Here is a 12,512-nt window from a genome sequence, read left to right on the forward strand (position 1 = left end):
AAAGACTAATCAGCAGGAACAAAAAACTCAACACGACGTAACTTTTCACCATTACGGGCTGGTACAACAACCACAATTGCACACATGTCCTTTCCATCCTGAACAACCGGTTTTGAACGGACGAGAACCCCGCTCTCTTGCGCGGCAGCCTTCTTACCTACTTCAGCACACCCAGAAGCTAGAACAGAATCTGCTTCTAAAAAAGCTGCTATTATTACGAACAAGAATTTTTTTTTCATCATAAATATTTCAATAACCCATCTCTTCTCTTCCTTGATAAAGGATAAAAGAAATAATGGTTTTTTTTGGTCGATTAAAAAATCACAAATGAAAACAATCTATCCTCTATCTTACAGAAGAACATATTAACATTACTCCAAATTTTTAAAAAATCAAAAAAATATTTTTAATAATGAGAATAAAATTTATTCAATAAAATAATAAAATATTAATATACTATCTTACAAAAAATGAATAATTCTAAAACAAATTCTTTCTCTGTTAGAACTATAGAAAAAAAATACTTCTACTCCATATAATTATTGTAGATTTGTTTGGTTGTATTGCTTTGCCATAGGCTCTCTTTAAATGTTTGATTTTTTTAAAAAAAAGAAAGGGCAGCACCGTAAGCCATTTCATAGTCCTGCTCTCATTGAATTAGACGCACGATTAGACACAGCGCTTTATCACATTCGTTCTGCTAACAGTTTTTTCTGGAAAAAGGCAAAAATCGTCTCACAAAATTTTCATCTTCAAGGATGGAAACGTTTTATCGTTGAAGTTCTCGATGAAATACTGACATTAGGGTTGATGGGATTTACTCTTTTCACTATTTTGGGCATTTCTGTTTTTGAACTGACTAAAACAGATTGGTCTTCTCCTAAAAACTTTTCCATTCTTTTTCTAGATCGCTATGGAAATTCCATTGGGCACCGTGGTGCACTGCCGGCAATCTCTGTCCCCGTTGAAGAAATGCCTGACACTGTCATTAAAGCGGTTCTCGCTACAGAAGACCGTCGTTTTTTTGATCATTGGGGTATTGATTTTCAAGGACTTACACGGGCAATTTCACAAAATATGCAAGCTAAAGGTGTGGTGCAAGGTGGTTCAACTCTCACACAACAATTGGCTAAAAATTTATTTTTAACAAACGAAAGAACCATAACACGTAAAATCAAAGAAGCTTATCTTGCTCTTTGGCTAGAAGCAAATTTTAGCAAAAAGCAGATTTTACAACTTTACCTTGACCGAGCCTATATGGGAGGAAACAATTTTGGTATTGCCGCAGCGGCAAAATTTTATTTTGGAAAAAACATACGTCATGTCTCTTTAAGTGAATCTGCTATGTTAGCAGGACTCTTTAAAGCTCCAACAAAATATGCTCCTCATAGTCATCTCTTTGCAGCTCAAACACGTGCCAATGTCGTCCTTTCTAATCTTGTTAATAGTGGCTTTATGACGAAGAGCCAAATTATCAATGCGCATCGCCACCCTGCTAAGGCACTTCCCCAAAGAGAAAATAATCAGCCAGATTATTTTCTTGATTGGGCATTCGAGGAAGTCAAAAAAATGCGTAATCAACTTCCAAGCCATAGTTTAATTATTCAAACGACCCTTGATCCGAATATTCAAAAAGCAGCAGAAGAATCAATTGCATATCATTTACATCAGTATGGTCAACAATATCGCGTAACACAAGCAGCCACCGTTATACTCGATAATAACGGTGCCGTATGCGCAATTGTTGGAGGACAAGATTATAAAAAGAGTCAATTTAACAGAGCAACACAAGGCGGACGGCAAACTGGTTCTTCATTCAAACCTTATGTTTACGCAACCGCACTGGAACACGGACTGTCTCCCTCGACAATCGTTTTAGATGCTCCTATCAATTGGGGAGGTTGGACACCCAAAAATAATTCTGGTCGTTATTTGGGAAAAATTGATTTAGCAACAGCTTTAGCTTTTTCTATTAATACAGTCCCTGTGTATCTCACCTATCAATATCTTAACCGTGATACCCAACCCATCATAGATCTCATCAAGAATATGGGGATTAACGCGCATATTTTATCACACAAAACAATGGTTCTTGGCACTTCCAATATGACCCCCATGGATCAAGCTACAGGCTTTAATGTCTTTGCCAATGGAGGAATAGCGGGTAATCGTCATGGGTTTACGCAAATCAAAACAATTGATGGTCGTGTCGTGTGGGATTTCGAACATAACGGAAATAAGTTACACCGAGTTCTCAGCAGACAATCAACAGCTTATATGAACCAAATGATGGTGGGTGTCACGACACGAGGATCTGGTAAGCGTGCTGTTCTGCCCATGACTCTCGTCGCAGGGAAAACTGGAACATCACAATCTTATCGTGATGCTTGGTTTGTTGGCTTTACAGGCAATTATACGGGAGCCGTATGGATGGGAAATGATAACTTTTCACCGATGAATCGTGCTTTTGGGGGTGGCGTTCCTGCCATGATATGGCATCGCATCATGCTTGCTGCACATCAAAATATCATGCTCAAACAGCTCTATGGTGTTCAAGATTCTCTCCTTCCTCCTTATCAGCCCCCAGTACTTTCTTCCCATGCAGATTCTGAAGTTCCTCCTCCAATACCCTCTACGCTTTCTCCTGAAACATTGAATATTGTGCGATTGATTAACAAAGATCTGAAAAAAACATCTGCAATTTCTTTGAAAATGAAAACAACTGGAGATTCAACATTTTGAATTCAAGATATTCACTGATGTTTTTTAATATCACCATTTTCTTTTTTATCTTCGCTTTTTCCATTTTATGTGGAAAACTGAGTGTCGATTATGTGCTCAATTCCTTTCCTCATTTTGGACTCTTTAGAATTGGAAAATGGAGTGCTTATCCACAAATGGGAACAGCCAATATGGATCCTTATACCCGTGCCCGCACCGCTAAACAAGGCATTGTTTCACTCGGACGAACTGAAGGTATTCAATTCCAGATTTGGCAAGATAACCAAGGGCGTCCACTTCATCATCACTGTCATTATTTACTCAAAGGCACCATCCCTGAAACCCGTCTTTTTACCCTTTATACAGCTGACAAATCCCTAAAACCCTATACTTCATCCAAAGAAATACCTTTTGAACTCCACACTGACAATATTATCTATGAGCATGATGGCTCATTGCGCATTAATATTTCACCCACACCGCAAACCGGCAATTGGCTTGCAACAGTTAGTCAAAAAGAATTCGGGCTTATTCTTACTTTATACGATACCCCAATCATCTCAGCAACGGCATTACAAACGCTTACAATGCCATCAATAGAACAAATCCCATCAGGACAAATAAATTGTGACTAGATTTATTTATATCGCACTTCTTGCAATCATTGGCGCTATTATTGTTCATATTTGCGTTCTCTTTCTGATCCCCACCTGGGCACAAGATAATATATGGACAGCACTAAAAAAATCTGGAACCTCTTATCAATTTGTCGATTTTACGCCCAATAATCCTATTCAGCAATCTGCTGATCCACTCTTTCTTCTTAAAGTCTGCAGATTTAATCTTGAAAATGGACCTGTTCATTTAAAAGCTTTGAAAACACGACAATTTTGGTCATTAGCAGCCTACACACACAACGGAATTATTTTCTATAGCCTTAATGACCGAACAGCCCCTGATGCGACACTCGATCTTATCATTGGAAAACCAATACAAATCATAGAACTCAAAAAATCAAAACCTAAAAAAAATGCCAATTCAGTTTTGGTTGCTAAAAATTTGAATGAAGGGTTTGTTATTTTACGTATTTTTGTCCCTTCTTCCCTTGCAAAAAAAGAAAGTGAAGCTTTTCTTTCATCTGCAACCTGCCGCATATTTTATGAATAAAAACGGACTAAACTCTCATTTGTACAACACCTTCCTTTCTATAAAATACATGAAGCCTATCAAAATGGTTATCTTTTTTCTCTATTAATCAAATATTCGAATTCAGATTTATCTGATTGTAGATCCCTAAATTTTTTATTGAGATAGAATGAAATCTCTATTGCACATCATCATATCCTATTTGATACGCATTATCTGACAGAAAAAACTCCCCGCCATTAGAAGAGAAAAATCAAGAGTAAAGTTCTAAAAATATATGCTGCTAACAACCGTAGAACTTGTTATTTGAGTTTATTTCTTTTTATTTACAAACATTCCCATAAAATTCGCATCAATAACATGATAAACTATAGAAGAAATACTGATTACCTTCAATGAAGTGCTAAAATAACCACTGGAAACTTATAAGACATTATGCATCCTTGACCTCAAAAATAAGTGCTTTATTTTTGGTTTATGAGCAGAAGCTTTTTGTAAGATAGCACTCTGAAAAAACTTGGCTTATAGTTTACAATCGAGGGGAAAAACTTCATGAAGAAGAGATATGTTCGGTTCGTTTCAAGAGCAGCAGTATGGTCCCCTCGATTTGGTGGATTGTCGTTCTTTATTTTATTATTTTCAGTCATTTTACAACGTTTTTCCGTCATTAACGTAACTGACTTCATAATTTTGATCGGAATCTCTACTGGCTGTGTAATTATTTCTCTTTTTCTGGCTATTAAAGCACTTCATAGTTTGTGGGTCTATGGTGCTCTAGGGGGAATGAAAGCTTTAAAAGGGATCATTTATTCGTTGATAACAGCCACACCATTGATGCTCTTTTTTGGACTTTGGTTTACCTTACCGGCTCTTTACGATATTTCTACCGATACACAAAGCCCGCCGGCTTTTTTTCGCACAATACGTCCCAGCGATGCTTTACCGCTCAAAAGTGTTTTGACTGAACAAGCAGCAATACAGATGTCACAATGGCCAGAAATATCGGGGCGCCGTTATGATGGCTCACCTGACCGTATTCGCGAATCCGTTCTTAATGTTTTAGCAGCCTATGATTGGCCTGTTGTGGCTCAACGAGAGTTTAAAGGTGAAGAAAATGCGCTTTATATTGAAACAATGGCAAAAACTTTTTACCTTGGTTTTATTTCAGACATTGTTATACGCTTAACCAATGAAGGGGATACAACTTTTGTTGATATGCGTTCTGCTTCTCGTTATTTGCTAAGAGATTTGGGAACGAATGCTGCTTTTATTATCGATTTTATGGATGCCCTTGATACAGAAATCGCCTCACTTCCTCTCTCACAAGACGATGAATAACAATCTAAGAGAAATAAGGCATTTTATTTCATAAAAGTTGCCTATTTTTCAATAAATCATGATACATAAGCAAACAATCACTTTTCAAAAACTATAAATTGATAATCCTTATACAAAAGATAATAATCTCAAAACAACCCATGCTTGAAATAATGAAAAAGATTAAAAAAATAGGAAATAAAAAACAGAAATATTGATAATAATATTAAAGTCTCTGTCTAACTGTAATCAGTAAATATTTTTTAAAGTTTAATATTATATAAAAATAATAACTTATTTTTTATAAATAACTCTACAAATAACACCTTATAATTATATTTTTAAAATAATATAACAACTTGATTTTATATTATTTTAAAATTCCCATATATTCAATTAATAAATTTGCAGCATAATATAATATAAAAAACCTAATTGTTGTTAATATTGTCCTTTTTATACTCCAGTTCTTACCTTTAAATCTATTGTAAAAAAACATGCAAAGTCCAAATCCAATTGCTGTCATTAAGGAGCTAGTAAAAGTATGCATAACAAAAAATCCAGACTGAAATTTCATCTACTTTATGAATGATTTAAGAGAGAGAGCAATAGAGTATAATTCAAATAATAAACTTAACTTAATTAAATATAATTTTATATATAAACAATCTTTATAAAATTCCCATATATTTAACTAATAAAATTCCAAAATAATATAATATAAAAAACATAATTGTTGATAATATTTTCCTTTTTATACTCCAGTTCTTACCTTTAGATCTATTGTAAAAAAAATTGAAAATCCATATATAAACGTTACCAATAAGGCGCCAGTAAAATTATTCATAACAAAAAAATCCAAAATAAAATATCTATTGTCTTAAACAAAAATATTCCTGAAATCAATTACCATAGCTTTAAAGTATGTTTACAATATCACTGATCTCAGAAATATCTTTATCGTTATTTTCTAAATAAATTAGAAACAGTGTTCTTCCACTTTACGGATGGCATTGATTGTACTTATCTATCAAACCGATAGCAGCTCCTAATAATCCGCCTCCTACTACTCTAGGTAGACCAGCTACTGCACCCAGCCCCTCCTCCTAATAAGGCTCCCACGAGACCGCCTGTGCCTACTGTTTGAGCATAAGAGCCTGCGCTACAATCATCTTCTTCTGGAAAAAGAAAACTTTTTGGATGTGAGTTACTAATTGAATCATGTGATGAGCATGCTATTTAGCAAAAAAATCAAATATAATTCGTAAAATGTATAAATTATGATAAATAATAAAATGCTGATAATAACGTAATTCTATATTATTTTAAAATTCCCGTATATTCAATTAATAAATTTGCAGCATAATATAGTATAAAAAACCTAATTGTTGATAATATTTCCATTTTTATACTCCAGTTCTTACCTTTAAATCTATTGTAAAAAAACATGCAAAGTCCAAATCCAATTGCTGTCATTAAGGAGCTAGTAAAAGTATACATAACAAAAAATCCAGACTGAAATTTCATCCACTTTATGAATGATTTAATAGAGAGAGAGCAATAGAGTATAATTCAAATAATAAACTTAACTCAAATAATTATAATTTTATATATAAATAATTTTTATAAAATTCCCATATATTTAACTAATAAACTTCCAGAATAATATATTATAAAAAATATAATTGTTGATAATATTATCCTTTTTATACTCCAGTTCTCACCTTTAAATCTATTGAAAAAAAACATGAAAAATCCAAATGCAATTGCTGTCACTAAGGAACTAATAAAAGTATACATGACAAAGAATCCAAAATAAAATATCTATTATCATACACAAAAATATCCCTGAAATCAGTTTAGCCATAGCTTTAAAGTATGTTTACAATATCACTGATCTCAGAAATATCTTTATCGTTATTTTCTAAATAAATTAGAAACAGTGTCCCTCCACTTTACGGATGGCATTGATTGTATTTATCTATAAAACCGGTAGCAGCTCCTGTTAGTCCGCCGCCTACTGCTCCACCGAGCGCACCAACAGGACCTCCAGAAGCTCCTGCTATTCCACCTCCTATTGCTCCTATCCCTCCCTTTATGGCAGCTGATTCAACGTAATCGCCTACTTGACAACTCGGATTTGGATGACATTGATTATACTTATCTAAAAAACCGTTAGCTGCTCCTGTTAGTCCGCCGCCTACTGCTCCAGTGAACGTACCAACAGGACCTGCCACTGAACCACCTAATGCTCCTCCTAGTGCTCCTATCCCTCCCTTTATGGCCGATGCTTCAACGTAATCGCCTACTTCACAGCTCGAATTCGGATGAAATTGATTGTACTTATCTACCAAGGCATCACCAGCTCCTCCTATTCCGCCGCTTACTGCTCCACCGAGTAAGCCAGAACTGACACCTCCCGGTCCAGAAAAAAGACCTCCAACTGCACCAGCAATACCTCCTATTACGTCTCCTATGATGCCGCCTGCACCTGCTGCTTGGGCATGAGCGCCTGTACTATAATCATCTTCTGGAAAAAGCCAACTTTTTGGATGTGAGTTACTACTTGAATCATTTGATGAGCTTGAACTACCCATTTAAATCCTCCTTTTATTATTAAAAATAACTGTATCACAACGATACAGTGGAAAATTCATTATTGTTCATTTTATAATAAGTCAAATATAATTTGTATAAATAACAATAAAAATACTGTATAAACAATAAATACATTATGTTTATATTATATTAACACAAAATGTATATTTTGTGTTAATATAATACTATTTACAATACTGTTTAAATATGCGACATCAATCGCTCTTTCTCTTAAACAAAATCATAAATTCAAATGAGTCATTCACAAGAAAAACCAGTATCATTCTCTTGGTTTACAAGAACAACAAAGAAATATATCTATTATGTCATCGAACTCAGTTGCGTTGCTGTTGTTTTGCGTTTGCTGGGCTTGGTGAATCCTTTTATTTTTCAAGCGATTATCGACCGTATTCTCCCTTTTCAGCGTATTGAAAGTCTCTATGCTATCGTTGTCTTGATGGTTGCTATCATGCTGTTTAGCACAGCTCTTAGCACTCTATCTGGCTACTTAGGTGCCTATTTAGCCAATCGGCTTACGCTAGAATTTGGACGGCGCATTTACACCCATCTTTTAAGTCTCTCCTTGCCCACTTTACGCCGTTGGCAAGTAGGAGAATTGTTTTCACGTATTGGAGAAGTTGATACAATTCGCGGTTTTTTAACAGGAACCATCGCCACAACCGTACTGAATGTTCTGTTTGCCATTATTTATATTGCTGCACTCTTTTCCATTAGTCCGAAACTGACCTTTATTGTCCTTATCATTTTACCTTTACAAATGGGTTCTTTAGCGCTGGTCGGTCCCTTCTTGCGCCGCCAATTACGCCGTGCTTTCACTCTGCAAGCTGTCCATAAATCGCGCCTTATTGAAAGTTTTACCAATCTTGAAGCCATTAAAGCACACGTAAAAGAAGCTGCTCATACAATACGCATGCAAGAAACTTTAGCCCGTAGTTTAGATCAAAGCCTTACAACCAGTAAATTACATCTTCTCAATGGAGCCATGAGCCATATTTTTGGTGATCTTTTCACTATTTTTATTATCTTTTTTGGTGCTCAGGCAGTTCTTCAAAACCAGATTACACTAGGGCAACTTATTGCCTTTCATCTCCTCGCTGGAAATGTTTCTGGTCCTATCTTAAGCCTTGCATCCCTATGGGAAGAATGGCAGCATTTGAAAATCTCTCGTCTTCGTTTGGGCGATATTCTTAACTCCCCTTCAGAATGGGAAGAAGAAAAGCCGCCTCTTCAACTCAGCGCTCCTCCTCATCTTGAAGCCAACGATCTCTGTTTTTCTTATGGAGATAAGTCCATTATCAATCATCTTGATGTCTGTTTACAACCTGGGCAACCAATTATGTTACTTGGTCCTTCAGGGTGCGGAAAAACAACCTTGGCGAAGCTCCTTTGTGGACTCTACCCCCCAACAAGCGGAAAGATATTGATTAACGCCCAACCTTTACAGAATTTTGATGTCCGTAGCGTGCGTGACACAATCGCGTATTTTCCTCAAAATCCTTGCCTTTTTTCCGGAACCATTCTTGAGAATATGCTTCTTGCTAAACCAGATGCCACTAAAGATGAAATCGATGCTGCACTATATGTTAGTGCTTGCCATGATTTGATCACTCAATTACCTCTAGGACTCCATACTCAAGTAGGAGAGCAAGGTGGTTTTTTATCAGGTGGTCAGCGCCAACGCTTGGCTTTGGCTTGTTTTTTTCTGATAAATCCAAGCCTTCTTATTTTGGATGAACCTACTTCCGCATTGGATGACACTGTCAGTGCACAAATTGTTGAGCATTTATATAAACTTTCGCAAGAACGTATTGTTCTTGTTATTACCCACAAAAGTGACCTCTTTCCTCAGCATGCAACCGTCTTAAACTTTACTGATTTGGAGGCAAAAAATGGCAGATAAAGCTCCTTATTTGCGCCCTTTGTCACCAACGCTTCATATGGTGGTTGCTGTTTTGATTGCTTTATTTCTCTTTATTGTGATCGGCAGCTTTATCGCAAAAACAGAGATTGTTGCACGGGGGCAAGGAAGTGTTATTCCCACCACCTATGTTCAGCTTGTCCAAGCGCAAAATACAGGACGCATTGAAAAAATCCTTGTAAAAGAAGGGCAATTTGTTCATCAAGGGGATCTCCTTATTCAATTAGATCCTCGTGAAGCCCTCAATGAGTGCGCACGTGTTCAAGCAGATATCGCGCAACAAACTCTTCAAGCACAAATCGCAACAGCTATTTTAACAGCTTTGCATGAAAGTGATCCTTTGGATAAAGATTTTGTGACCAAAGGGCTTGCCTATCTGCCAGCTCCTCCTTCTGGCAACACGACTGCAAGAATAGAAGGTGAAAAACTCATTAGCGCAGCCCTTCAATCTCTCCAAGATAAATTAAGAGCGCTAAAAGCACAAGCGGATCGCGTCGAGCGCAGCGGTGCAACACAACATGCGCAATTAGATAGGTTGGAAGATGATCGTCAATTAAGCCAAGGGAAATTAAAGGCTGCAAAAAGCCTAATGGAAACAAAAGTCATTAGCCAAGCCGTTTATTTAGAGCGTTTACATGATTTTAAAAATGTCGAGCATGAAATTTTAACCAATCAAAGACGTTTGGAAGAAAATGCCGCCGAAATAAACACCCTCCGCCAACAACGGAAAAGTCTCATTTCCGATGAAATCGCCCGCTATCGGCAACTTTCGCGTGAAACAGAACTGAATCTTCAAGGATTAAAAGCAAAGCTTGATAGCACTCAATACCATCTTGACCACTTATCACTTTATGCACCTGTTGATGGACGTATCGATGATTTAAGTATCCATACTTTGGGCGGCTTTGTAGAAGCTGGTAAAACGCTTATGCGTATTGTCCCTGATGCAGGTGGTCTCATTGTTGAAGCGTTTTTTGATAATCGAGATATTGGTTTTTTAGAAAAGTGTCAACGTGCTTACATCAAGTTTTCTGCCTTTCCACCTGAACGTTTCGGTGTTATCCACGGTACAGTCGTTAATGTAGGCGCTACAGCGCGCTATAATAAAGAAATTAATGGTGTCTACGCTGTTTTAATCAAAATTGACCAAGATCATATCACTTTGAATAACAAACATCTTAAATTTATCCCTGGCATGACTGTGACAACGGATGTCATTACCTCAAAACGACGTCTCATTTCTTATTTCTTTGAACCTATCACCAAAATTTTAGAACAATCTCTAAAGGAAAGATAAAGATTAATGTGTGTGCATGAAAATCCTTCATCATCATTCATAGACCCTCTTACAGCGTTAGGAGCTATGATGGTTTTAATGCTTACATCTCCCTTATACCGCCGCTGGCGAATTTGGGATATCGAACGCAACATAGGACCCGCCTTACAGACTGGGCAATATAAACTCTATAAAAATGAACGTGGAGAATTTTGTGCCTTTATCACTTGGGCTTTTTTAGATGAGAAAAATCATCAATCTATGCTTAAAAAGGGAGAATTTTTACCCGATGTCAATTGGCAGAATGGAAAATACGTATGGTTTATTGATTGTGTAGCACCCTATGGCCATACTGCTCATATTGTACGCGATATGCAACGAAATATATTTCCTGATCAGCGTTATTGTTATGCTGTACGACGTAATGAAGATGGTGGAATACGAAAAATTGCACGCTGGTGTTGCTATAGAGCGCAAAATCCAGCCAAATAGTTTTTCTAAAGCAAGTGCGCATAAATCATTTATTCCCCTCTTATAAAAAATAAGCTTTTAAAAGAGTTCTTTAAGCGATAGCTATATTAAAAGAAAACTTTACCATTATTTAGAGCTGCCCCGCTACAAATAGATGTTTTTCAACTTACCAGACTTTCCATGAATAGCAATAGATGGTTAAGGGGGCTAATTCACTCTCAAGCTGAACTTTGATTAACTAATTTCACTAAAATTGGCTGGGGTACCTGGATTCGAACCAGGGAATGCCGGTACCAAAAACCGGTGCCTTACCGCTTGGCTATACCCCAAAAAAAACACGCTTTATAGCAACTCTTGCACTTTATAGCGATTCCTGTGATTGGACGCAATATCTGAAAATCAAAGACTTTACTTTTTTATCATAAAATTTCTGAGTTTTGTATGGCATTGCCATCGATACAAATTCGTAGCAGAAACTGATATACAGTTGTGATTTTAACATAAGAAAAAACCATTTATCCATCAATTATTTTGCTCTTTGTATTGATTTTCTAGGAACAGAAGAAAATCTTGCAGTTTACTCATGTATCTAATAAATTTGCATATGATTTACTTTTCTTGATATATTAAAATCCCATCTTGCTCAATTTAAGAAAAAAGCTGTCACCACATTGGCAATCGGTAAGTGTATAATAGTGCTGCTGTGCTCTGTCAACACATTGATTTATAATAATAAATCATCCTTTTTCAACTTGAATCATAACTCCGAATATAGTAAGATTTTCTCATCACAAACCCTCTCAGATTGAATCAATTAATATCACTTGCTTGCACGTCAAAAGCGGGGCTAGCGTGTGGGTAAAAATTGTACAAGAAAGGAGTAAAAATGGTTCTTATGAATCGTCTTAATGCAAGGGCTGTCGCAACATTGGGGGCTGGCAAATATAATGATGGTGCCGGCTTGCTTCTTCATAAGCGTAAAGATGGAGGTGCTCAATGGCTTTATCGCTATACCATTCACGGGCGCCGCCGCGAAATGGGCTT

Annotated in this window: 9 protein-coding genes, 1 tRNA gene and 1 pseudogene; 8 read left to right on the plus strand and 3 right to left on the minus strand. The window is 36.5% G+C overall.

The window, feature by feature from the left end; genetic code table 11:
• Positions 1-5: 5 nt before the first annotated feature.
• Complete coding sequence (locus ACFINO_RS02100) at positions 6-242, minus strand: hypothetical protein (protein ID WP_375622279.1); 237 nt, start codon at positions 240-242, stop codon at positions 6-8.
• Positions 243-588: 346 nt separating this feature from the next.
• Between ACFINO_RS02100 and ACFINO_RS02105 the strand changes: the two genes are divergently transcribed.
• The 4 genes from ACFINO_RS02105 (at position 589) to ACFINO_RS02120 (ending at position 5,205) form a co-directional block, all read left to right on the plus strand.
• Positions 589-2,742, plus strand: a complete 2,154-nt coding sequence (locus ACFINO_RS02105) for a transglycosylase domain-containing protein (protein WP_375654976.1) — start codon at positions 589-591, stop codon at positions 2,740-2,742.
• A gap of 17 nt (positions 2,743-2,759) precedes the next feature.
• Positions 2,760-3,356 (plus strand): DUF1214 domain-containing protein, encoded by a 597-nt coding sequence (locus ACFINO_RS02110; protein ID WP_375654977.1) that lies wholly within the window; start codon positions 2,760-2,762, stop codon positions 3,354-3,356.
• Positions 3,349-3,888: a hypothetical protein gene (locus tag ACFINO_RS02115; protein WP_375654978.1), complete on the plus strand. Its 540-nt coding sequence runs from the start codon at positions 3,349-3,351 to the stop codon at positions 3,886-3,888. Before ACFINO_RS02110 ends, ACFINO_RS02115 begins: the two co-directional genes overlap by 8 nt.
• A gap of 531 nt (positions 3,889-4,419) precedes the next feature.
• Positions 4,420-5,205: a DUF1499 domain-containing protein gene (locus ACFINO_RS02120; RefSeq protein WP_375634266.1), complete on the plus strand. Its 786-nt coding sequence runs from the start codon at positions 4,420-4,422 to the stop codon at positions 5,203-5,205.
• 1,934 nt (positions 5,206-7,139) lie between these two features.
• Here ACFINO_RS02120 and ACFINO_RS02125 read toward each other — a convergent pair.
• Positions 7,140-7,781 carry a hypothetical protein gene (locus ACFINO_RS02125; protein ID WP_375654979.1) on the minus strand — a complete coding sequence of 214 codons (642 nt, stop codon included), beginning with the start codon at positions 7,779-7,781 and terminating at the stop codon, positions 7,140-7,142.
• Positions 7,782-8,035: 254 nt separating this feature from the next.
• Here ACFINO_RS02125 and ACFINO_RS02130 point away from each other — a divergent pair, with 254 nt between their 5' ends.
• Genes ACFINO_RS02130 through ACFINO_RS02140 form a run of 3 tightly spaced genes read left to right on the plus strand, consistent with a single transcriptional unit; the run spans position 8,036 to position 11,489 of the window.
• Positions 8,036-9,703, plus strand: a complete 1,668-nt coding sequence (locus ACFINO_RS02130) for a peptidase domain-containing ABC transporter (protein ID WP_375634270.1) — start codon at positions 8,036-8,038, stop codon at positions 9,701-9,703.
• On the plus strand, positions 9,693-11,018 hold the full coding sequence (locus ACFINO_RS02135; RefSeq protein ID WP_375654980.1) for an HlyD family type I secretion periplasmic adaptor subunit: 1,326 nt from the start codon (positions 9,693-9,695) through the stop codon (positions 11,016-11,018). Before ACFINO_RS02130 ends, ACFINO_RS02135 begins: the two co-directional genes overlap by 11 nt.
• A 6-nt stretch (positions 11,019-11,024) precedes the next feature.
• Positions 11,025-11,489 (plus strand): toxin-activating lysine-acyltransferase, encoded by a 465-nt coding sequence (locus tag ACFINO_RS02140; RefSeq protein WP_375634273.1) that lies wholly within the window; start codon positions 11,025-11,027, stop codon positions 11,487-11,489.
• 233 nt (positions 11,490-11,722) lie between these two features.
• Here the strand turns inward: ACFINO_RS02140 and ACFINO_RS02145 are convergent.
• Positions 11,723-11,797: transfer RNA gene (locus tag ACFINO_RS02145), tRNA-Gln, on the minus strand.
• 557 nt (positions 11,798-12,354) lie between these two features.
• Between ACFINO_RS02145 and ACFINO_RS02150 the strand changes: the two are divergent.
• Positions 12,355-12,512 (plus strand): annotated as a pseudogene (locus tag ACFINO_RS02150) (integrase); the annotation flags it as partial.

Source organism: Bartonella sp. AA83SXKL (genome assembly GCF_042196965.1).
Lineage (GTDB): Bacteria > Pseudomonadota > Alphaproteobacteria > Rhizobiales > Rhizobiaceae > Bartonella.